The organism is Nostoc sp. (assembly GCF_036916575.1).
Classification (GTDB): Bacteria; Cyanobacteriota; Cyanobacteriia; order Cyanobacteriales; family Nostocaceae; genus Nostoc.
Window position 1 is genome coordinate 1 of sequence record NZ_JBALGC010000112.1, and the last position, 22,118, is coordinate 22,118.

Annotated in this window: 17 protein-coding genes, 2 pseudogenes and 1 riboswitch; of the genes and pseudogenes, 11 read left to right on the top strand and 8 right to left on the bottom strand. The window is 42.1% G+C overall.

Annotated elements, in window-relative coordinates:
• Together V7L29_RS24945 and V7L29_RS35620 are read right to left on the bottom strand one after the other, a co-directional pair.
• A pseudogene (locus V7L29_RS24945) lies at window positions 1-500 on the bottom strand (hypothetical protein); the annotation flags it as partial.
• A 105-nt stretch (window positions 501-605) separates the two neighbouring features.
• The gene (locus tag V7L29_RS35620; protein ID WP_442944255.1) at window positions 606-2,015 is read right to left on the bottom strand and encodes a protein kinase domain-containing protein; all 1,410 of its coding nucleotides are present in this window, start codon (window positions 2,013-2,015) and stop codon (window positions 606-608) included.
• 283 nt (window positions 2,016-2,298) lie between these two features.
• Here V7L29_RS35620 and V7L29_RS24960 point away from each other — a divergent pair, with 283 nt between their 5' ends.
• A complete protein-coding gene (locus tag V7L29_RS24960) occupies window positions 2,299-3,195 on the top strand; it encodes a S66 peptidase family protein (protein ID WP_334693964.1) in 897 nt (298 codons plus the stop codon).
• Between the two features lie 129 nt (window positions 3,196-3,324).
• Here V7L29_RS24960 and V7L29_RS24965 read toward each other — a convergent pair whose 3' ends face one another.
• Complete coding sequence (locus V7L29_RS24965) at window positions 3,325-4,053, bottom strand: hypothetical protein (protein ID WP_334693965.1); 729 nt, start codon at window positions 4,051-4,053, stop codon at window positions 3,325-3,327.
• A 201-nt stretch (window positions 4,054-4,254) separates the two neighbouring features.
• On the opposite strand from V7L29_RS24965, the gene hemE reads away from it, so the two are divergent.
• Both hemE and V7L29_RS24975 read left to right on the top strand, forming a co-directional pair.
• Window positions 4,255-5,316 (top strand): uroporphyrinogen decarboxylase, encoded by a 1,062-nt coding sequence (gene hemE / locus V7L29_RS24970; RefSeq protein ID WP_334693966.1) that lies wholly within the window; start codon window positions 4,255-4,257, stop codon window positions 5,314-5,316.
• Window positions 5,317-5,511: 195 nt separating this feature from the next.
• Entirely contained in the window at window positions 5,512-6,465 is a 954-nt protein-coding gene (locus tag V7L29_RS24975; protein WP_334693967.1) for an NAD-dependent epimerase/dehydratase family protein, read from the top strand.
• A 103-nt stretch (window positions 6,466-6,568) separates the two neighbouring features.
• Here the strand turns inward: V7L29_RS24975 and V7L29_RS24980 are convergent, their stop codons facing one another.
• Window positions 6,569-6,745, bottom strand: coding sequence for a hypothetical protein (locus V7L29_RS24980; protein WP_334693968.1), 177 nt, complete (start codon window positions 6,743-6,745; stop codon window positions 6,569-6,571).
• A 354-nt stretch (window positions 6,746-7,099) separates the two neighbouring features.
• Between V7L29_RS24980 and V7L29_RS24985 the strand changes: the two genes are divergently transcribed.
• The gene (locus V7L29_RS24985; RefSeq protein ID WP_334737125.1) at window positions 7,100-8,698 is read left to right on the top strand and encodes a B12-binding domain-containing radical SAM protein; all 1,599 of its coding nucleotides are present in this window, start codon (window positions 7,100-7,102) and stop codon (window positions 8,696-8,698) included.
• A 192-nt stretch (window positions 8,699-8,890) separates the two neighbouring features.
• On the top strand, window positions 8,891-9,148 hold the full coding sequence (locus V7L29_RS24990; RefSeq protein WP_334737126.1) for a hypothetical protein: 258 nt from the start codon (window positions 8,891-8,893) through the stop codon (window positions 9,146-9,148).
• Window positions 9,149-9,614: 466 nt separating this feature from the next.
• On the opposite strand, the gene V7L29_RS24995 is transcribed toward V7L29_RS24990, so the two are convergent.
• Entirely contained in the window at window positions 9,615-9,818 is a 204-nt protein-coding gene (locus V7L29_RS24995) for a hypothetical protein (RefSeq protein ID WP_334692235.1), read from the bottom strand.
• Window positions 9,819-9,898: 80 nt separating this feature from the next.
• Window positions 9,899-10,042: riboswitch (cobalamin riboswitch) on the top strand.
• 512 nt (window positions 10,043-10,554) lie between these two features.
• Between V7L29_RS24995 and V7L29_RS25000 the strand changes: the two are divergent.
• Together V7L29_RS25000 and V7L29_RS25005 are read left to right on the top strand one after the other, a co-directional pair.
• Window positions 10,555-10,791 (top strand): annotated as a pseudogene (locus tag V7L29_RS25000) (CobW family GTP-binding protein); the annotation flags it as partial.
• A gap of 349 nt (window positions 10,792-11,140) precedes the next feature.
• Complete coding sequence (locus tag V7L29_RS25005; RefSeq protein ID WP_334737127.1) at window positions 11,141-12,160, top strand: serine hydrolase; 1,020 nt, start codon at window positions 11,141-11,143, stop codon at window positions 12,158-12,160.
• 382 nt (window positions 12,161-12,542) lie between these two features.
• Here V7L29_RS25005 and V7L29_RS25010 read toward each other — a convergent pair whose 3' ends face one another.
• The gene (locus V7L29_RS25010) at window positions 12,543-15,350 is read right to left on the bottom strand and encodes a TonB-dependent siderophore receptor (protein WP_334737128.1); all 2,808 of its coding nucleotides are present in this window, start codon (window positions 15,348-15,350) and stop codon (window positions 12,543-12,545) included.
• 406 nt (window positions 15,351-15,756) lie between these two features.
• Here V7L29_RS25010 and V7L29_RS25015 point away from each other — a divergent pair, with 406 nt between their 5' ends.
• Window positions 15,757-15,918, top strand: coding sequence for a hypothetical protein (locus V7L29_RS25015; RefSeq protein WP_334737129.1), 162 nt, complete (start codon window positions 15,757-15,759; stop codon window positions 15,916-15,918).
• Between the two features lie 54 nt (window positions 15,919-15,972).
• Here V7L29_RS25015 and V7L29_RS25020 read toward each other — a convergent pair whose 3' ends face one another.
• Together V7L29_RS25020 and V7L29_RS25025 are read right to left on the bottom strand one after the other, a co-directional pair.
• Entirely contained in the window at window positions 15,973-18,753 is a 2,781-nt protein-coding gene (locus tag V7L29_RS25020) for a TonB-dependent siderophore receptor (protein ID WP_334737130.1), read from the bottom strand.
• Between the two features lie 103 nt (window positions 18,754-18,856).
• Window positions 18,857-19,882, bottom strand: a complete 1,026-nt coding sequence (locus tag V7L29_RS25025) for a helix-turn-helix transcriptional regulator (protein ID WP_334737131.1) — start codon at window positions 19,880-19,882, stop codon at window positions 18,857-18,859.
• A 318-nt stretch (window positions 19,883-20,200) separates the two neighbouring features.
• Between V7L29_RS25025 and V7L29_RS25030 the strand changes: the two genes are divergently transcribed.
• The 3 genes from V7L29_RS25030 (at window position 20,201) to V7L29_RS25040 (ending at window position 22,056) form a co-directional block, all read left to right on the top strand.
• Complete coding sequence (locus tag V7L29_RS25030) at window positions 20,201-20,380, top strand: hypothetical protein (RefSeq protein ID WP_334737132.1); 180 nt, start codon at window positions 20,201-20,203, stop codon at window positions 20,378-20,380.
• A 253-nt stretch (window positions 20,381-20,633) separates the two neighbouring features.
• The gene (locus V7L29_RS25035) at window positions 20,634-21,548 is read left to right on the top strand and encodes an AraC family transcriptional regulator (RefSeq protein ID WP_334737133.1); all 915 of its coding nucleotides are present in this window, start codon (window positions 20,634-20,636) and stop codon (window positions 21,546-21,548) included.
• Between the two features lie 148 nt (window positions 21,549-21,696).
• Complete coding sequence (locus tag V7L29_RS25040) at window positions 21,697-22,056, top strand: darcynin family protein (RefSeq protein WP_334692242.1); 360 nt, start codon at window positions 21,697-21,699, stop codon at window positions 22,054-22,056.
• Window positions 22,057-22,118: the final 62 nt, after the last annotated feature.

Here is a 22,118-nt window from a genome sequence, read left to right on the forward strand (position 1 = left end):
GGGGTTGTGGTATCTGGAGTATTTTGATTAGTTGGGGTTGTGGTATCTGGAGTATTTTGATTGGTTGGGGTTGTGGTATCTGGAGTATTTTGATTAGTTGGGGTTGTGGTATCTGGAGTATTTTGATTAGTTGGGGTTGTGGTATCTGGAGTATTTTGATTGGTTGGGGTTGTGGTATCTGGAGTATTTTGATTGGTTGGGGTTGTGGTATCTGGAGTATTTTGATTGGTTGGGGTTATTGTATTTGGAGTATTTTGATTAGTTGGAGTTGTGGTATCTGGAGTATTTTGATTAGTTGGGGTTGTACCTTCCTGTGAAGAAGGTGTTGGTTGCTCTGTATTATTTTGTTGTATGGTACCCCCTGAAGAAGGTGTTGCTGGCTCTGTAGGTTGCCCCAGTCCTATTTGAGGCAGAATAGCGAAGCTGAAATAAGAAGTAATAAAGAGTAAAGAAACTGTCTTAGATAGAAATTTTGATTTTTTAGATGAATTTTGATTCATTTTCCCTTATTCCTTGAGCTTTGATGTTTGGCAGTTATTTTATCATGAAATGATATTTAAATATTTCAAAATACTATAAGCTACAAGATATATTTATATTTATTTTTAATTACATGATATATTTTTATCTTTTAATAAATAACCTTTTTCCCAAACTCCACTCTTAAAAGAGCCATTAACAAATTGAAATACTCCATATCCATTACATTTTCCATTTTCAAAATTTCCTCTATACTCATCACCATTTTTCCATCTTAATCTTCCTAGACCGTTACGCTGATCGTTTAGGTACTGACCTATATAATACTGATATGAGCTAGTTTCAGTCGGAAATGAAAATCTTCCACAACCATCACGCTTATCGTTTTTGAATTCTCCATCATATCTACTACCATCTTTAAAGAGTAAAATTCCTTTGCCAGATATTTTACTATTCTGATCAAAAGAGCCATAAAAATTAATACCATTTTCAAACTTTTTATCTGGTTTATCTGGTAATGGTGGTAAAGATAATAAGGATAGATCCCTATCACAAGGTAGTTGAGTAAAGTTTTCGGTCGTTTTGGTACGTAATAGAATAAAAAAAGCTGACACAAGCATTACAAGTATTCCCGCTCCTACTCCAGTTGCAACTAAAACTTTTCTACGAGATGGTAATTTCCACGACCTTGTTGACTTGGATAATGCTGGAGATATAGAACTCAGTGCTTGCAAAGCCTCGTTTGCTGTTTGGTATCGCTGGCTAAAATTGTAACGTACCATTTTAGTTAAAACATCAGCCAATTTATTGCTAACATTTACCTCGTTTCGCCAAATTATTTCTCCAGTGCTGGGGTCTTCTTGGAAATCTTTAGGTAATTTGCTTGTCAAAGTTTGAATACCAATCACTCCCACTGCATAGATATCACTACATAGTTTTGGTCTAGAACTAGCTTGTTCATTTGGCATATAGCCATTAGAGCCAATAGCAATAGTTGAAGTAACTTGACCTTGAGAATTTGCCGCCAAACCTTTAATTTCTTTAACTGCTCCAAAGTCAATCAGTACAATTTTACCATCCTCAAGGCGACGCATCAAGTTTTGAGGTTTGAGATCGCGGTGGATAATATTTTGTTGATGAACCACGGACAAAACTTCTAGAATCTGTTGCAATAGTTGAACAACTTTGCCTTCACTCCATCGATAACCAGGAATAATTTCTGTTGTTAAATCATGCCCGTCTACAAATTCTTGCACTAAATAAAATTCACCATTTTCCTCAAAATGAGCGAATAGTTTAGGTATTTGGTTGCTAAACTTACTTAAGCGGTATAAAACTTCTGCTTCACTCTCGAATAATCGTCTAGCGATCGCTAACACTTCTGGCTTGAAGTTATTAGGTCTTAGGTGTTTAACGACACATTTAGGTTTGCTAGGTAAATCTAAGTCCTGAGCTAAATAGGTGTCGCCAAATCCACCACTTCCCAATTGCTCTATGATTTTGTAGCGTTTACGGAGAACTATGTCTATAAGCATCCATGTAATCTCGCAGGATGTTACATGCTGTATTGTATCACTTTTAGAGAACTTGGTATTGATGCATTCCTAATGTTATTAATTTAGCTGTAAACTGTCTTTATTATAAGTAAAAGTTTTAGTTGTATAAGCATTGCTATTTCTTTCGGTTTGTGCAACCCTCACTCTAATTATAGAAGCACTCGCTAATTTCAAGAATGATTCAACAAATTTTATAGGATTTATTAGATATAGTCTTAACTTCAAACTCCTAGCTCTAAACTCCAAACTCCTAACTTTTTTCATGCCATCCAAAATCTTACCACCACCCCTGAAACCTGGAGACTTACTACGAGTAATTGCCCCTAGTGGTGCTTTGCGAGAATTTGAGGCATTTGGACGGAGTGTAGAAATTTGGCGATCGCGTGGTTATCGATTAGAAGTCAGTCCTCAGATAGATGACAAATGGAGTTATTTAGCTGGTAAAGACGAAAACCGCCGTCACCAACTAGCAGCAGCATGGCAAGATCCTGATTGTCGTGGTATCCTTTGTGCCAGAGGTGGTTTTGGCAGCACCCGTATCTTAGAAAATTGGAATTGGCCAAACTCAGCGCTTCCCAAGTGGCTCATAGGCTTTTCTGATATTACAGCTTTATTATGGAGCCTTTATACAGCAGGAATTTCCGGCGTTCACGGCCCCGTACTAACGACTTTGGTAAATGAGCCAGATTGGTCAATTGAGCGATTATTTGATTGGGTGGAAAGTAGTTCTTTCACCCCTCTCAAAGGTTGCGCTTGGGGTGGTGGTGTAGTTAGTGGTACTTTGTTACCAGGTAATCTCACAGTCGCAACTCACCTTCTGGGTACACCAATTCAGCCACATCTGGATGGTGTAATTCTGGCGCTAGAGGATATTACAGAAGCACCTTATCGTATTGACAGGATGCTAACACAGTGGCGCTTGAGCGGTGCTTTGTCTAAAGTCTGCGGTATTGCTTTGGGCGGTTTTACTCGCTGTGAAGCGCCGCCAAATGTGTCTAGTTTTAGTGTAGAAGAAGTATTGCGCGATCGCTTGGGCGATTTAAATATTCCGATTGTCTCTAACTTACCTTTTGGTCATGATAGTCCCAATGTAGCATTACCAGTAGGTGTAGAAGCAACTTTAAATGGGGATACGGGGATATTAGCGATCGCACCATAGTTTACCGCAAATATTTTTATCACAAAAAGTTTTGGTGGTACATAAAATCAAATAATATCCAAGTTATTATTACTATTAAAAAGTGACTCTGAAGTGTATGGAAAAATGTTTATACTACTTTAGGATTATCTAAATGAATCGGCGATGTGAATTTCTTTTCAATGTACACAAGCCAATTGCTGGTATGGCTCCCAGAATTGCTGCCGTGAAGCCTTGTCCACTCCAATACAATATAAAATTACGGTTTGCTTCTGGAATCAAATCTTGCACAAGAAAAAGCAACCAAACCAAAATAGTGATCAAGAAGAAAGAGATTGAGGGTAAAAAACTCCACCACCAAATGCTAACTGTATATCGCCTCAATACCAGCCATTGGCAAATCCCTAACCAAATTCCAGAGATGATATATGCGATCGCAGATAGAAATCCTAAAATCAAAGTATCTTCAGGAAATGATGAGGCAATGGTTGAAATGTAGTTAATCCAGGCTGTAGAAACACCGTTGGCAATTAGCCAACCTACACTGGTAGCAAATAACCACTGAAAACCCGAAAAATATCCGTAAATTACTAAAGCTTGGTCAGCAGCAAAAATCACGGCAAATACAATATTACTGAGACTTCTGACCAAAATGCTCCATGTTTGTGGTTGGATAGCAACGCTAGGTAAAAGACTTTGGAGAATAATTTTCTCTAAGGCGATACTGGCAACGCCACCCACAACCCATCCGATCAGGGTCATCAAGGTAAACTGAATAAAAAACCTCTGTCGCTGTGATCGCGGAATCAAAAACTTTCCTGGATTAGGCTCATTATTAGCGGATGCAAGATGATCGGGACTGTTAGAGTCAGTTTGCATATAAAGTTAGGGGAGTAGAGAGTAGGGAAAATAGACAAGACTAAGAAAATTCTTTTATATTCCAATTTCTTTGTTGATTCTTGTTTTATCCCATTTTTTACTTCCGACTCCCCTTTGTTGTGAAACGACTGGGGACTTTGCTGACAACTTACTGATAAGCTGATAAAAGCTAAAAAAGTGACTTTTAGGATGAAGTAATAAATGGGTGTTTCTTCAACGACTCCTCATCTCTTACGGGCTGCTCGTGGTGAAGTAGTAGATCGTCCCCCTGTATGGATGATGCGACAAGCGGGACGATATATGAAAGCATATCGAGACTTAAGAGAAAAGTATCCTTCGTTTCGCGATCGCTCGGAAATTCCAGATGTAGCAATTGAAGTTTCCTTGCAACCGTGGAGAGCCTTCCAGCCAGATGGAGTAATTTTATTTTCTGATATTGTCACCCCATTACCTGGTTTGGGCATTGAGATGGACATTGCCGAAGGTAAAGGGCCAATCATCTCTTCGCCGCTCCGCACTCAAGAACAAATTGATCGTCTGCGTCCCTTAGAGCCAGAAGCAGCTCTACCATTTATTAAAACAATTTTGCAGACGCTGCGCTCTGAAGTAGGCGATAAATCAACGGTGTTGGGCTTTGTGGGTGCGCCGTGGACGTTAGCAGCTTATGCAGTAGAGGGAAAAGGTTCTAAAACCTATTCCATCATCAAAAACATGGCATTTTCCGAGCCGATGATACTGCATCAATTGTTAGCTAAATTAGCAGATGCGATCGCCATCTATGCCCGCTATCAAATTGACTCTGGTGCTCAAGTTGTGCAAATGTTCGATTCTTGGGCGGGTCAGTTGAGTCCTCAAGATTATGACACCTTTGCTCTCCCCTATCAGCAGCGAGTTTTCCAGCAAGTCAAGCAAACCCATCCCGATACACCTTTGATTTTGTTAGTTAGCGGTAGTGCGGGTGTGTTGGAAAGAATGGGACAATCTGGCGCTGATATTGTCAGTGTAGACTGGGCGGTGGATATGGCAGACGCACGAGCAAGATTGGGCAAACAAGTCAAAGTTCAAGGAAATCTTGACCCAGGCGTGCTATTCGGCTCTAAACAGTTTATCCGCGATCGCATCCTCGATACCGTTCGCAAAGCTGGCAATTGGGGTCACATTCTCAATCTCGGTCATGGTGTCTTACCAGAAACTCCCGAAGAAAATGTCGCTTTCTTCTTTGAAACCGCAAAGGAACTGAATCTTGCAGGAGTTAAGGGTTAGAAGTTATGAGCTATGAGTTAGAAGTTATGAGTTAGAAGTTATAAACTGTTTAAGTTACCAGTTGCCAGGTGTAGAGTTATTTTATTCTTAACTCCTCACTCCTAACTCCTAACTTTATTTTTAACTCCTGATTCGGAACTTTTAACTTCATTTTCAACTCTTCACTTTTAACTGCTTACTTTTGATAAATTCTCTATGAGCCAGAAACGGATTTTAGTGACTGGTGCAAGTGGTTGTATAGGTCATTATCTAACAGAAGCCTTAATTAAGGAAACAGATCACGAACTATATCTCCTAGTTAGGAACCCAAGTAAACTGCAAGTTGATACCAAGGCACGTTCAGGTGTCAAGGTTTTGCAAGGTGATATGCAAAATATTCGCCAGTTTGCCGATTTGCTATCCACAATTGATACAGCGGTACTCACAGCCACAGCTTGGGGTGGTAATCAGACATTTGATATTAATGTCGTCAAGACTATAGAGTTACTCGAACTGCTAGATCCAGAACGTTGCCAGCAGGTAATTTATTTTTCGACAGCTAGCGTTTTGGATCGCTACAATCAACCATTAAAAGAAGCCGGGGAAATTGGGACAGATTACATTCGTTCCAAATATGACTGCTTACATCAAAAAGAAAAATTAGCGATCGCACCCAAAATTACCACAGTATTTCCCACTTTAGTTTTGGGCGGTGATGCCAATAAACCCTATTCTCACGCCACATCTGGCATTTCAGAAGTTACGAAATATATTAATTTGATTCGCTTTTTGGAAGCAGATGGCAGTTTTCACTTTATCCACGGACGAGATATTGCCACTGTCGTGCGATATTTAATTGATCATCCTGTCGAAAATGATCAACCACGTCGGCTTGTTCTAGGTCAAGCACCATTAACTGCTAATCAAGCAGTGGAAAAACTTTGTACTTATCTGGGCAAAAAGATTTACTTTCGCATTCCCATATCTTTAGCATTGGCTAATTTGATTATTGTTCTGTTCCGCATTCAGATGGCGGCTTGGGATCGATTTTGCATGAACTCTCGGCATTTCACCTATGAAAGTTTTATCAATCCCAATAGTTTTGGCTTGCCAAATTATTGTGCAACTATAAGTGATGTTTTAAAAATTAGTGGCATTGAACATGCATGATAAAATATCTATTATTTGCTAATGATGGCGGTCATTTTTTGTAAAGGTAAGCCGAAACAAGCTGCCAGTTCTTCCAATGTCAATCATTTGTGTGTGTTTGCTTCTAACATAGACGTTGCAGCCGCAACGTAATCAGATTAGCAAGATAATTGACATTCTTAAGAGAAGTTGCTTGGAAATAAAGGCTAGCAATACCGGAGTCTCCAGTAAATTTCTGTATTTGATAGGTGGCAATTAGAGCAGCTTGACGAGCTTGGAGATAGGCAACATAATATTGCACAATAGCTAATCTTTTTTGCTATCTAGCTTCCTTCCAACGAGCTCGCAAAACAGGAAGCTGCTAAAAAGTACTGATAAATTTAATCGGGTCTACTGTGACAGTTGCGTAAGTCCTGCTGATATGCATTTAGTTTACAGTCTGGTCGTAGTAAGGGAAGCCAGAAAGCTCCTAACTTCTGTTTCAACATGCTTTTATTTTTGCCGATTAGCTTATCTGCTGCAAGAATTCTAGTCCCTAGTCGCCCATTTAAAGTAAAAATATCAATGGAAAAATAAAACAACTTTAATAAAAAGTCAATAACTCTTAATTTTCGTTAAAGTGGGATAACAATCAAAGTGTGAGGATTGATACTAGATGCGAATTTTGTTAGTGTATCCAATATTTCCCAAAACCTTTTGGTCATATGAAAAAATCTTGGAGTTAGTCGATCGCAAGGTTTTATTACCACCTCTGGGTTTAGTAACAGTAGCCGCGATTCTGCCCCAAGAATGGGAATTCAAGCTGGTTGATCGCAACATTCGTACAGCAACAGAAGCAGAATGGGCATGGGCAGATGTAGTAATCCTCTCGGCGATGATTGTCCAGAAACAAGATTTACTTGAGCAAATCCAGGAAGCAAAAAAACGTGGCAAGCTAGTCGCAGTCGGCGGTCCCTACCCCACCTCTGTACCTCACGAAGTTGAAAATGTTGGCGCAGATTTTCTGATTCTGGATGAAGGGGAAATCACTTTGCCCATGTTTATTGAGGCAATAAAAAGGGGAGACACATCTGGCACTTTCCGCGCCACAGAAAAACCTGATGTGACAAGCACACCAATACCCCGCTTTGATTTATTAGAATTGAATGCCTATGACATGATGTCGGTGCAGTTTTCGCGCGGATGTCCCTTCCAGTGCGAATTTTGTGACATTATTGTTCTTTACGGGCGCAAACCGCGCACCAAAACCCCAGCACAACTGTTAGCAGAGTTAGATTACCTCTATGAATTGGGTTGGCGGCGGGGTGTGTTCATGGTGGATGATAACTTTATTGGCAACAAGCGGAATGTGAAGTTGTTGCTCAAAGAGTTAAAAGTATGGATGGCAGAACATAAGTATCCCTTCCGGTTTGACACTGAAGCTTCAGTTGACTTAGCGCAAGACTCAGAAATGTTGGAGTTGATGGTTGAGTGCGGTTTCTCAGCGGTGTTTTTGGGAATCGAAACGCCAGATGAGGATAGTTTGCAAATGACCAAAAAGTTTCAAAATACTCGCAGTTCCCTAACTGAGGCAGTGCAAACCATCATCAAAGCGGGATTGCGCCCAATGGCTGGGTTCATTATCGGCTTTGATGGTGAAAAAGCAGGCGCAGGCGATCGCATTGTCCGCTTTGCTGAACAAGCAGCTATTCCCTCTACAACCTTTGCCATGTTGCAAGCGTTACCTAATACTGCGCTTTGGCATCGCCTGAAAAAAGAAGGACGACTACGGGAAAATCAAGATGGCAACATCAACCAGACAACATTGATGAATTTCCTCCCTACCCGTCCCCTGGAAGAACTTGCACGAGAATATATTGAGGCATTTTGTACTTTATACGACCCAATGCAGTATTTAGATCGCACTTATCGCTGTTTCTTGATGATGGGTTTGCCGAGTTGGAAAGCACCAGCTAAAATGCCTGAGTGGGTAGTTATTAGAGCGCTGCTAACTGTAATTTGGCGACAAGGAATCAAACGGGAAACTCGCTGGAAATTCTGGCATCATTTGTTCAGCATCATCAAGCGTAACCCAGGAGTTGTTGAACATTACATTGCCGCTTGTGCCCACAACGAACATTTTCTTGAGTATCGCCAAATTGTGCGCGATCAAATTGAAAATCAGCTAGCTGAATATTTAGCACAAGGTGCAGAAAAGCCTTATGTGCTAGTTAAGGAAAAAGTAGAGGAAAAAGCTAAAGCAGTAGTCAGTTAAGGGTGGTAATGGGTAATAGGATTTAACCTTAACTCGACTTTATCTATTTTCGTGGAACGCGATTGCATACGCTAAAACCTTTGTATATCTGACGTTTTACTTTTTCGATTTAACCGATAATCAGTGATATGGAAAAAGGTTTTGCCAAAAAGCTAGGGTTTTTGCCGTATAAAGAGAACCCAGTTCTTAATTTTGGATAAAGTCGAGCTTAAAATATATTCATCAAGTCCAATATTTATTGAATTTGGGCAGTTGTTTATTGAATTCGGGCAGTCGTTTATTGAATTCGGGCAGTCGTTTATTAAATTCGGGCAGTCGTTTATTGAATTCGGGCAGTCGTTTATTGAATTCGGGCAGTCGTTTATTGAATTCGGGCAGTCGTTTATTGAATTCGGGCAACCACCAAGAATTCACGGAAAACAATTTATTGCTAATTTTCGCCCTCTCTAAAAGGGGAACACCCCAAATATGCAAAATACCCTTAGATGTTTTAGCAGAATTAATTTTCACTTCTATGTCTATTTATAACGGAACTTAAACATTTTTTCGGGATAAACAAGCCTCAAACCCTTGCAGGGTAAGGGAAATACACCAAATGCTCAAAAATAGCCCAAACCCAGATATATCAAGAAACTAAGCCTAACGATGTCAAAGTCTTTCTGTATATAAATTTGAGGCGATTTTTTGGGTGTTTTTTGTCTAAGTCCCAATAATTGCGATCGCCTACGGCGGGTGCAAAGCATCATCGCACTTTACCTGCTGCGCCAATTCACATAAGGTATAAAAGTTAGAATGCTCGTTTTTGAGACCAAAGCTTCGATAATATACAGCAGATTGCAACTTCTCTACTTTGGGCTACGCCAAGGTGAGGTACAGATAATCGTAGGGAACATGGCTGTGCCCCTACCCGTGTACTTCATTTACCTGAAATACGCTGTAGTTCATCTATAATCTTCATTCGGAAGTTGGGACGGAAGTTGGCGAGTTGATAGTTAAAACTGTGCAATTGACTCTCAAACTTCTCCAAAAAATCAAACCCGTTGATGTTGTAGTAAACTTTCTGTTGCTTGAGACTCTCCAGCCAGCGCTCAACATATTTCTCGCGGGAAATGATTTCCATAGTTTGCAAAAAGTATTTTAGGCTATTGGAATTTTCTCGCAATTTAATTGCAACAATTCATATAATCTAAATAGTGTGTTAATATGCAAAGGAATCTCGGTTCTGATGGGTAGCAGCCATCAGACGCAAGGGGGAAAGTCCGGTGTGAATCCGGCGCTGTCCCGCAGCTGTAATCAAGGCTTGCCTTGTGAGTCAGAATGCCCGCCGAAGTTGACTTGTAAATTTTGTACATCTGCGAGGCACAGATTAAGTATCTTTATGAACATTTCTACAATCACTAAGCTTTACATTCTCATAGCTCCACATATTAAGACGCTACAGGTTACGGCTTTTTATAAGACTGTAGATAGTTAATTGCGGGTACAAATTGCGTAGGCGTAGCCCGTCGTAGCGAAAAGTTGGAGCGGAGGCTTCCGATGCTCGCGGACTCGCTAACGCTGCGCTATCCGTTGGTGCAGCCCGCCGCAGGCATCCAAACTTTTCAAGGCAGACATCGCTTACGCTAAAAAATTGGCGTAACTATTCATAAAAAAGAAGGATACGCTTATTTGTTTGGCTGATGTTCGCGCCCGATAAATTAAATTCCCTCCCACATCACCTGCAAATTAGTGGAGAACTGAAATTGGACTAGGCTATACTTTATCTTACTACGTTAACACGTCTCTACGGTGTGATATCTGCGTTGAAAACTTCTTTCTTGCGATCGCAAAATTAATCAACAAACAACACACTTTATATGTATAAAATTCCCGTCACAGTGATTACAGGATTTCTAGACGCAGGCAAAACAACGTTAATTCGCCATTTACTGCAAAACAATGAAGGGCGACGCATTGCTGTTTTGGTGAATGAATTTGGAGAAATCGGCATTGATGGCGAACTTTTGCGTGATTGCCAAGTTTGTGACGACGAAGAAGACTCCAATAGTAACATTGTTGAACTCACCAACGGTTGCTTGTACTGCACGATTGAATATGGTTGTTTTTTGGTCTTGGTTTTCCGTTTTTTAATTGATTCAATTACAGGTGCTTTATTCATTGCTACCACAATGTATAATTCACTGCTAGCAAAACTCCAACTGCAATCTTAATCTCTTACTATTTATATAAAAATATAATTAATTTATAGGATACATGTAAAATTTTTTATCTCACTTTTTGCTTTAAAAGCATAGTTTTTGTTCCAAAAATTGCGGGAAATTATGTTATTTATATCTCTTGACATGGGACATTTTAGTGAATATTATGTCAATCAGTCCGGATTTCATTTACTTCTCCGGAAAATCTCTGTAAATAAATTCACCCCTATCCTCACAGCACTACATGAAACTACGCTGGCTCTTACTTAGCCTCATAAGTATTCTTCTACTATCATCGCCAGTAAAGGCAAATCCTAACACAAATCAGGTTGACAGCGCAGATAGCGGGAGTGGAAATCAATCAGATTTACAACTACCAGAACTGAAATTTATTCCCCCAACGCCCTCAAGCGATTTTCTTGCCCCGTCAGTTCCTAAATATACTGGTATAGTTCCTCTAGGACGAGAAATATCGGAATTACAAACTCCAATTAAAGCATTAATAGCTCGCTACAGATTCCTCACTCCCGGAATCTATTTTATGGACTTACAAACAGGAGATTATTTAAATATCAATGGTGGTCAAGCTTTCTCCGCCGCTAGTACAATTAAGTATCCTATTTTGATTGCTTTGTTTCAAGGAATAGATGCAGGAAGAATCAAACTAAGTGAAACATTGATAATGCAACGTAAACACGTTACTGGTGGTTCTGGAGATATGCAGTATCAGCGAGTGGGAACTAAGATTAGTCTTTTAGAAACTGTAACTAAAATGATGACTATTAGCGATAACACCGCTACAAATATGATTATCGACCGTTTAGGTGGTAAGGCAAATTTAAATCAACGGTTTCGCACTTGGGGATTGCAAAGTACTGTGATTTACAATATGTTAGGAGACTTTAACGGAACTAATAAAACTAGTGCCAAAGATTTAGTACGATTGTCAGCTTTGATTGCAAATAATCAGTTAATTTCTGATATAAGTCGCTCTCAAGTTTTAGGTATGATGAATCGTTGCCATAATAGAAGTTTACTCCCGTCTGGTTTGGGTTATGGGGCAAGTATTGCTCATAAAACAGGCACTCTGAGGTTTGTACTGGGCGATGCGGGCATCATTGAAACACCATCAGGTAAGCGTTATTTAGCAGGAATCTTCGTGCGAAGACCGAATAATGACGAGAGAGCAACAGCTTTTATCCGTCAAGTTTCTCAGATGGTATATGGCTACTTCGAGCAACCAAAAGTCAGCCATCTACCTTAATGATTGACGTTTATTCCGAAAAAATTAAATTTTCTAACTCTGCACAAGTCTTGATTTTGCTTGATGGTAGACCAATTAACGATTTAGGATTCCTGAACCATTATATGGTCAAGGCTATTTTAACTCATTGACAGATAGCGATCGCAAATACACAGATCAAGTTCTCACTGATTTAACCTGGAACTCAAAACTAGGAAGCGGGGATGATTCACTGCTAACACCAAGAGTTTATGCAGATTTGCTTAACAACTAAATCTTGTTTGACGCGATCGCCTCGACTGTATTTCGATCAAAACTTCTGGGTTAGCCCTGCCTGAAGCATTGGTACAAGCCTTTCGCTAACCCGAAATTCGCATAAGGGCAACAGTAGATGGAACGAGCGTTAAAACTGCCACGAAACTGTCCCTAGTACCGTAAACGGTGCGCCAGGAAACACGCCGGTTGTGCCACTGGAACTTTCAAAGTAGTAAACATCAAACAAGTTCTTGATATTCAGCCCAACTCGCCAGTTGTCACGGCGGTAATAAATGGCTGCATCAGTTCGCACATAGCTGGGCAACGTGAATGTATTCTCCAAGTCTCCCTGTCTGTCGCCCACAAAAAACAATCCACCGCCAAATCCCAACCCTTTTAAATTTCCTGTTTGAATTTCATAGGTTGTCCAAAAAGAAGCACTATTGCGAGCAACATTATCAGGTTCATTTCCCTTGTATTGTGGTCTGGGATCTTCAGTAATTTCCGGATCTATATAAGCATAACTGGCAAGAATTTTCCATCCTGGCAATATTTCTCCGGCAACATCTAACTCAATGCCCCGACTACGTTGTTCACCCACCTGAATGCTACGAAACGGAATTACTGGATCGGGTACGACTATGTTTTGCTTAGTGATTTGGTAAGCTGCCAGAGTTGCTGAAAGCTTGCCATCCAACCATTCAGTCTTCACACCAACCTCAAATGATTCACCTTTTGTGGGTTCAAACGGCTTGTTATCTGCATTTACGGAGTTAGCTCCAGAGGGTTGGAAGGAGCGGCTCCAACTAGCATATAATGAAACTGGTGCTATCGGTTGATAAACAATTCCCATACGAGGACTAAAGGCAGTGTCTTGTTGATCGGTTGATAAACCAGTACCTTCACTCAAGCCTTCCACAAAATCAAAGCGTCCACCCAGCAAAATTTTCAGTCGATCTCCAATTGAAATTAAGTCCTGACCATAGATACCAATCAAGTTTTGATATATCCTTTCCTTAAATGTTATCCTGTCAAATCGAATCGGATCTCGATTGTAGTTCGGGTTAAACAAATCGATTGATGGTAAAACAGTAATCGTTGGATCGTAGAATATATCTCGTCTGTAATTTGTTCGACCTAAGTCCAAACCGAAGAGTAAATCTTGCTTCACAGTACCAGTTTGAATTTTTCCAATCGCATTTGTTTGCAAAAAGAAATTTTCATTGTCAGCTTTCGTAAGCGCATAGCCTCGATTTACAGTTCGATTGTCTGGTTGTAATCCTAAAAGGAAAGAAAAAGGCTCATCAAAATTTTCAATTTCGGCTCTAAAGGCATTGCGGATTGACCAGTTCTCGCTGAATTTGTGTTCCAAGCGGTAGCCAAATCCTGTGAAATCGCGTTTGAACTCAAAATTAGGGTCATCCAAAAATCGTGAGCGAGGAACCTGTCCAAGGGGGTTTGGTAGGACTGAACCAACTGCGGGAATACCTAAGTACTCTCCTTTAAAAGTATTAAGATATTCGCCTTCTAGGGTTAAATTCGTATTCTTTCCCAAGTCAAAACTGATGACTGGTGTTACAAAGGCTTGCTCTGTTTTCAGAAAATCAACAAAGCTATGAGAGTTTTGATAAGCTGCATTCAAGCGATAGCGAACCGTTTTGTCGGCGTTTAAGGGACCGGAAAGATCCAATGTGGGGCGGTAGAAGTCGAAGTTACCAATGGTTCCTTCTACGGCATAGTAGGGGGTTGAAAGAGGTTGCTTTGTCACAATATTGAGAATACCTCCTGGTTCGCCTTGACCATATAGGACAGATGCAGGTCCTTTGAGAATTTCAATTTGCTGGATATTGGCAACTTCTAAACTGCGCCTATAACGCTCTTCCCGTTTAAAACCATTAACAAAAACACCAGTAGAACCAGTGTCTGCAAAACCTCGAAAAATGTAGCTTTCCGCGACTGCGGATTGAGAACCACCGCTTCCAGGAGTCACGCCACTAACGTTTTGCACCGCTTCCCGAATTTGTGTAACTTGTTGATCCTTTAGAACTTGTTGCGGGATAACTTGAATCGAGCCGGGAATATCGCGGATGGGAATGTCAGTTTTCGTTGCAGTGGAAGCATTAGGTACACGATACCCATCTTGTTCACCCGTCACCACCAATTCAATCGGCTCATCACTATTGGTTGATGGTTGAGTAGGCTGTGTCTGATTTAGAGGCTGACTAGCTTGGGGTGTTTGGGATGGCTTTTGTGGAGAAGTCGCCGTTGCTGTAGTTGCTACTGCAAAAACTAGCCCTGCATCATCATCAAATAACTCAACCTTTGGTAAAACCGCAACACCCACTACCGTCACTCGTACAGTATTTGCATCAATATTTGTAACTGTTATTTCAGTAATTCCCTCAATTGGTTTTTGGGAACGGAATGTAAAAGTATTGCCATCAGCTAAACGTAACTGTCCACCAGCTACATCTACAATAAAATTGCTGCCAGCACTGCGATTTGTAACTTGCAGTCGAGTACCAACAGGTGTTTCTAAAATTAGCTCTACACCTTTAGGAGTGGGATTAGCTTTCACTCCTGTTATTGGTACAACTTCACCCCCAAGGTTTGAGGGGTTGCTTGGTGTTGGCGACTGCACGAGCATTTGAGCGCTAGTGCTAGGACGCTCAACTTCACTCAGTTGTCGAATCCTGAGAGGGGTTTGCTTTTTCAATCCTACTTTGTCTTGGGTAGCTATATTATGCACCTCTTTTTTCAGAAGTTCGCGTAGGTGCAGCCCGCCAACTCTTAGAGACGCTTTGCGAATGGCATCGCCTTGATCATTCACCCTTCGAGCCGATGTCGCTAAATTTTCCCGATTTTGTACTCCTTTTTCTTGTGCCCAAACAGGTCCAACGCCTAGTACCAGCATATAACTAGCTACTAAACCTAGCCACTGCAACTGATTGATCATGACTTCCCACACCCAACAAGAATTTTTCTCAATAATTATAGAGGATACAGATGAATGAACATTAGGTGAAAGTGAATAAAGTTATTGAACACCACTACTTACTAAATCCTGTTTGACGCGATCGCCCCCGTCTGTATTTTGATCAAAACCTCTGGGTTAGCCCTGCCTAAACCATTGGTACAAGCCTTTAGCTGACCCGACGCACAAGGCTATTTTAACTTGTTGATGAAGCGCGATCACAAATACACAGACCAAGTTCTCACCGATTTAACTTGGTAATTCAAAATTAGGAAGTGGAAATAATTCGCTGCTAACAGCAAGAGTTTATGCAGATTTCCTCAACACTCGTTTTGATAGTTGCAACTCATCCCAAGCACGGTATGATAACAGGCAAGCTTCTTACGGATTGCAAGCACAACACAGTTGGAAATTTGCCAATAATCAAACCTTAGTTTACGGTTTTGATTACCGCAATGTCTTAGCTACTAACAGTGCATTCAACTTTTCTGTTGATACAAAAATAGTCACTTACGACGATAGTATTAGTCCAACACCTAAGCCAATGTAGTGGTGTAAAGCAAGGTTTTTGTCAGTTATAGTAAATACTCGTGCTAAATAAAGGTCAAAACTCCCAGGAAATCCTTCCCTCAACGGTGAATGGGCTACCCGGAATAACTCTTGTAGTTTGACCGGCACTCGTTTCAAAGTAATTGATGTCAAACAAATTTCTGATATTGAGCTGTAGTCGAAGCTGATCGCGCTTGTAGAAAAGAGCTACATCCGTTCGGAGATAATCGGGCAGTTGGAAATCATTCTCTAAATCTCCTTCTCGCTCTCCAACGTAGAACAAGCCCAACCCCGCTCCAAAGCCTTTCAAGCCACCCCTTTGAAATTCATAAGTTGTCCAGAGATTGACGGCATTTTCCGGTGTCGCAAATAGCCGACTCCCGACGCGATAGCTGTTGTCTTTGGTAATCCGGGCATCGGTGTAAGCATAGCCAGCATAGATATTCCATCCCGGCAAAATCTCGCCAGTCAGATTCAATTCAATGCCTCGACTGCGTTGCTCACCCGTTAGAATCGAAAAGCGGTCATCGTTGGGATCAGTCGTTAAAACGTTAGAGCGTTCCAAGTCATAAAGAGCCAAAGTAGTCGAGAGCGTTGGACTCAAATCGGCTTTCACACCGACTTCGTACTGTCTGCCGCCCTCTGGGTCAAATAGACGGTTATCAGCTGACCTGCCAAAGTTCGGCGTGAATGACCTAGTATAACTACCATACAGCGAAATGGCTGGAATCGGTTGGTAGACAATCCCCACGCGCGGGCTGAACGCATCTCCTCCCTGAGATAGTTCTTTGAATGGTTGATCGGCAAACGCACTTCCATTCGTCTGTGTAAACAGGTCAAACCGCCCGCCTAGCAGCAACTTTAAATTCTCGGCAATAGTAACCTGGTCTTGAAGATAGACACCCAGGGAATCAGTTAGGTTGGACAATCTATTTCTTGAGCTTTCAAGCACTCGTGGCGGTTGACCATACACAGGATTGTAGATGTCAAGCAGTGCCGCTAGTCCCCCATTGCCAGCCCTATAGTTTGGGTATCCACTTCGATTGAGATCGACTCCAAACAGTAGCTGATGTTGAATTGAACCCGTTAATATCTTACCTATCACATTAGTGATCAGGGCGTAGCTATATTGGTTGTAATCTTCAGTAAAGAGATCGCGATCGACGGTACGGTTATCATCTAGCAGGTCGTTGCCTGAGCTTCGAAGACTATCGACACTTGAAAATGATGCTTGGAAGGCGTTACGGAGCGACCAGTTGTCGCTAAATTGATGCTCCAGATCGTAACTAATGCTGCCGATTGTAAAATCACGGAAGTAATTCGGCTCTGCAGTGTTCCGGTTGATGGGAATTTTGCCATTGGGGTTGGGCAACACCGTGCCAAGTGCCGGTAGACCCAGGTAAAAGCTATCGATATGCGTATGCCTGTATTCCCCTTCTATCGTTAACTTGGTTTTTGTTCCAAGCATCAAACCGATGACCGGGGCAATGGAATAGTTTTTGGTGCTCAGAAAATCGACAAAACTACCCGTATCTTGGTAAACGGCATTCAACCGATACAACACCGTTTTGGAATCGTTTAACGGTCCAGACAAATCTATTGCACCACGATAAGTATTATAGTTACCAACTGTGGCATCAATTGCATAGAACGGATCTCTTAGGGGTTTTTTGGTAATCAGGTTGATGGTAGCACCTGGAGTCCCCACACCAAACAGCACTGAAGCTGGACCTTTGAGCACATCAAGGCGTTCAACATTGGCGAGATCGGCAGCAAAAGCGGCATTGTAATCAGGTAAGCCATTTCTGAGATAATTACCGGTGAAACCTCGAAGCACAAAGTCGTTTGATTGAAAGCCGGGAATATTGCTTAAAGACGCTCCACTCACATTTCGGAGAGCCTCTTGAATAGTGGTCGCTTGTTGGTCGCGCAAGACTTGTTGCGGGATGACCTGAATCGATTGGGGAATATCACGTAGAGGCGTATCAGTTCTGGTGGCAGTTGATGAATCTGTGGCGCGGTAATTATCTTGCTCACCCGTCACCACCAACTCTATTGGCTCATCACCACTAGCTGATGGTTGAGTTGGTTGTGTCTGGTTTTCCGGTTGCTGTGTTTGGGGCTGTTGCGTTGGCTGTTGTGGAGAAGTCGTCGTTGCAGTAGTTGCTACCGTAAAAACCAGACCTGCATCATCATCATATAACTCAACTGTTGGCAAAGCTTTCTCACCTACCACCGTCACTCGCACAGTATTTGCATCAATATTCTGTGCTGTTATTTCAGTAATTCCCGCAAGTGGTTTCTCAGAGCGAAATGTAAAAGCCTCACCTAATGGTAAACGCAATTGTCCCCCAGATACATCGACAATAAAATTACTGCCCGCACTGCGATTTGTCACTTGCAGTTGAGTCCCAACAGGTGTCTCTAAAATCACCTCTACACCTTTAGCAGTCGGATTAGCTTTCACCCCCGTTATTTGTATAACTTTACTCCCTCTGTCTTCCCTTTGGTCAGTGGAGTTGCTTGGTGTTGGCGACTGCACGAGCATTTCGGCGCTAGTGCTAGGATGCTCAACTTCACTTAGTTGTCGAATCCTGCTTTGGGTTTGCTCTCTCGATCCTACTTTGTCTTGGATAGGTATATTATGATTCACCTCCTTCAGGAGTTCGCGTAGGCGCAGCCCGCCGTAGGCATTGCCTTGAGCAGCCACCCTTTGAGCCGATGTCGCTAAATTTTCCCGATTTTGTACTCCTTTTCCTTGGGCCCAAACAGGCCCAGCGCCCAGTACTAGCAAATAACTAGCCACCAAACCTAGCCACTGCAACTGATTCATCATGACTCCCCACACCCAACAAGAATTCCTCTCAATAAATAGAGAATACAGGTGAGCCGAAATCACAGAAAGCGCTTTTTGCAGCTAGAAGAACTTTTTTTTAGCACTAGAAGAACTTTTTCCATTGTTTTTGATAGAGTTTGGGAGTCAGACCAAATTTCTTGCTAAAGGCTTTGGCAAAATAGCTGTGACCAAACCCCACGGCATTAGCCACTTCAGTCACTTTCATCTCTTTTGCTTCCAAAAGTTGACGCGCCTGTTCTAGCCGATAGTCATGCAGGTAACTAAACGCAGGTTTGCCAAACACTTGACGAAATCCTTCCTTAAGTGTACGGCTATTTAATTCCACCTGTTGCGCCAGTTCCATTAAAGTTGGAGGATTATCTAATCGTTGCAGCAGCAATTCTCTGGCACGGTAAATTCTGTCTGCGACATCTGGCTTCAAAGAGTGAGCATTTTCATTGCTATTCCTGATTTCAAGCTCCTGCTCAATCACCAGCGCCATTAACTCCAGCACTTTGCTCTCCAGATACAGCCGCTTGTTTAAGCCCTGGTAGGGACACTGGAGTATCTGCCGTAAGGGAATTTGCATTGCATAAGTAATCGTTCCAGCACGGGCATAATATTCCTGAGTTGTCTGTCGAATTAGATGCTTTAGACTCAGTTGTAGTTCTCCGAATGGATCTCCAGTAAAAGAGCAAAATAACTCTGAGTTGATTTCGATATTAACCACATGATAGTACTGTTTTGCTGACCATTCAGTGAGCTCTTGGGGTGCCGTCCCGCTTCCACAAAAAAAGTATTGTCCAGCAAAGTAGTGTCCAGCCCCTGCGGTTGTGAAACGCTCTTCATGAATGCTTCGCAGTTCTCCCGTTCCTGAAAGCAAGAAGGTAAATTCTAAACCATGCTCTCGCTCTGTGACTCTAGTTATCAAATCGTCGTGGAACTGGATGTTACCAATCATGATTTGCAACCCTTCTCGCAGTTGGATGATTCGGCACTGCCCCTTGCCCAGTCGGGAAGGATACTGCCAAAGCACATCTAACGGATCGAATGGATCGAAAGGGCGCTTGGTATGTTCTGTCTCCAACAATTCTTCTAAGTAAGAAGTTCCTGAAATGGTGAGGGTCATGGTGAGAGTTGGGTTTAGTTAGGTAGATTCTCAATCTCATCTGCTGCCTGATTTGCTTAGATGAGAATAATTTCTACCTTTATAGAATCGCCTGACTGGAGTATAAAAGGCAAGGGCGATCGCTATCAATGCTTGCTTCGCCTGTAACTCTATCAACCCGTACAAGCGGTACACTTGTTAAAAATTTGTTGCTTTTGCAGATATCACGCTTCAATATATGCTCCAATGCAGAGGTCGGTTCTGATGGGAAGTAACCATCAAACGCAAGGCGGAAAGTCCGTGTAAATCCGGCTAGGTTTTACGTCTAGCCCTTTTAGGGTGAACATATATACTATCAAAATTTTTACGGCATTTAAGGCATCGGCTGGAATTGAACAAGGAATTTATACATTCACCTCAAAATTTTTGGACTGTAAATTAAATGATGCCTACGGCTGGCTACGCCTACGCATTCGCCAAAGTACCAAAATTGGGTTAAAAATATTATTTATTTCATAGTACAAACGTTCACCTTAAAAAAGCTGATCCTATCTATTTCTCAAATTGTTAATGCTCTTAAAGGGGTATCTAGTAGGATGTTAAGGAAACAATTTCAACTAACACCTCATGTGGATCATTTGTAGAGTCTTAGTTATTTTGCGATTAGTTGTGGAGGAGCGCTTATTGAAAAGATTAAGCAGTATATTGAAAATCAAGGAAAGTCGCCCTTCTAGGGCGAGGCTTGTATCCCAAATTTTAGGTCAAATCAGAGATGGATGCTAAAGAGACTAACTTGATGATGCTTGCGCGAGCGCAAGTCCGTGCTCGCGCTTGGGAAGACGCTTTTCGCCTTTCTCGTGAACCGCTGCTTTCTAGTACATCTGTTGGTTGGCAAGACATTCATCTGGAATATCACTGCCAGCCTCCTAGTGAAGTGCCAGAGCATCTTGATGCTGAACACGAAATTTACATCCCTCACTTTCAGTGCGATCAAGCTATGCAGTGGACGATTGACGGATGCTATCAGCAAAGGCAGATGGGTAGGGGCGAGATTGCCATTATCCCAGCCCATGTCTCTCACAGCTTGTCCTGGGATTTTAACGCCGAATGTACCATAATCTCCCTCGCTCCGGGCTTTGTGAGCCGCATTGCCTACGAATCGCTCGAGCCAGTTACGGTCGAGCTGGTACCAATTTTTGCCCAACTAGATCCATTAATCTGTGAAGTTGGGGCAGCACTGAAATCAGTGTTAGAAACTGATAGCGTTTACAGCCGCTTATTTGCTGATTCTGCCGCAACCCTTCTTGCAGCACACCTTCTACAGCACTATTCAATCAGCAAAGGCTCGATTCGCACTCATAACGGTGGACTACCAAACTACAAACTACGCCGAGCGCTTACCTACATTCAGGAGCATCTAGACCAGAACTTGAGCCTGAGCGTGATTGCCGCCGAGGTCAGCATGAGCCAATACCACTTCTCACGCTTATTTAAGCAATCAATGGGAATTTCAGTTCACCAGTATGTGATTCAATGCCGGGTAGAGTGTGCGAAGCAATTGCTGTTACAGCATGAGTTAAGCATTACTGATGTCGCTTTTCGAGTCGGGTTTGCCAATCCTAGTCATCTAAGCCATCACTTCAAGCGTATCGTTGGTGTCATTCCCAAAACGTTTCTCAACCAGTAGCAAGAATCTGTTGAAGCCAGCAAGAATCTAGGCGACATTTTCCCGTCAAACTTTTTATAGTTGAAGCAACGAAGTAAATGGCGTGCCAGCCTCAATTAGGTTGAGTTCGTCCAAAGATTTAGCTGCTAATCAAGAGGCGATAACAAACATGTCCCAAACAAATACTGCCGATCGGACACAGACGGTGTTCATACTGGTCAAGACAACCCCGGAGTGGCTTGCCTTTCCGGTTGAGGAGCGAGTCAGGCTTGGTCGTCACAGCCTTCAGCCGCTCCTTGACGAGTTCCACAACAAGGTTCGCCTGAAGTGGTATGATGTCGAATTCTACTCTGCACGGATCACTGATGTCTGGATGATAGAGGCCGGGAATCATCAGAGCTACGAGCTTTTCTGTGAGAAGCTCCGCGAGACGCCTTTCTGGGATCGCTATTTCAAGGTCGAGGAGATTCTTGCTGGCGAGGAGAACGCTTGGGCGAAGAACTACGGAATCGACCCGTTTCGATCCTGATTTCTGCTGTCAATGCTGGTCAGGCAGCCCTGACACGCAATCTGATATTCATTGCACGTAGA

Bases quoted from the DNA above. Each gene is read 5' to 3' on its own strand.
- V7L29_RS35620 (WP_442944255.1), bottom strand. From the start codon at position 2,015: ATGCTTATAGACATAGTTCTCCGTAAACGCTACAAAATCATAGAGCAA.
- V7L29_RS24995 (WP_334692235.1), bottom strand. From the start codon at position 9,818: ATGGAAATCATTTCCCGCGAGAAATATGTTGAGCGCTGGCTGGAGAGT.
- V7L29_RS25010 (WP_334737128.1), bottom strand. From the start codon at position 15,350: ATGATCAATCAGTTGCAGTGGCTAGGTTTAGTAGCTAGTTATATGCTG.
- V7L29_RS24975 (WP_334693967.1), top strand. From the start codon at position 5,512: ATGAGCCAGAAACGGATTTTAGTGACTGGTGCAAGTGGTTGTATAGGT.
- hemE (WP_334693966.1), top strand. From the start codon at position 4,255: ATGGGTGTTTCTTCAACGACTCCTCATCTCTTACGGGCTGCTCGTGGT.
- V7L29_RS25020 (WP_334737130.1), bottom strand. From the start codon at position 18,753: ATGATGAATCAGTTGCAGTGGCTAGGTTTGGTGGCTAGTTATTTGCTA.
- V7L29_RS25005 (WP_334737127.1), top strand. From the start codon at position 11,141: ATGAAACTACGCTGGCTCTTACTTAGCCTCATAAGTATTCTTCTACTA.
- V7L29_RS25040 (WP_334692242.1), top strand. From the start codon at position 21,697: ATGTCCCAAACAAATACTGCCGATCGGACACAGACGGTGTTCATACTG.
- V7L29_RS24965 (WP_334693965.1), bottom strand. From the start codon at position 4,053: ATGCAAACTGACTCTAACAGTCCCGATCATCTTGCATCCGCTAATAAT.
- V7L29_RS24960 (WP_334693964.1), top strand. From the start codon at position 2,299: ATGCCATCCAAAATCTTACCACCACCCCTGAAACCTGGAGACTTACTA.
- V7L29_RS25025 (WP_334737131.1), bottom strand. From the start codon at position 19,882: ATGACCCTCACCATTTCAGGAACTTCTTACTTAGAAGAATTGTTGGAG.
- V7L29_RS24985 (WP_334737125.1), top strand. From the start codon at position 7,100: ATGCGAATTTTGTTAGTGTATCCAATATTTCCCAAAACCTTTTGGTCA.
- V7L29_RS25035 (WP_334737133.1), top strand. From the start codon at position 20,634: ATGGATGCTAAAGAGACTAACTTGATGATGCTTGCGCGAGCGCAAGTC.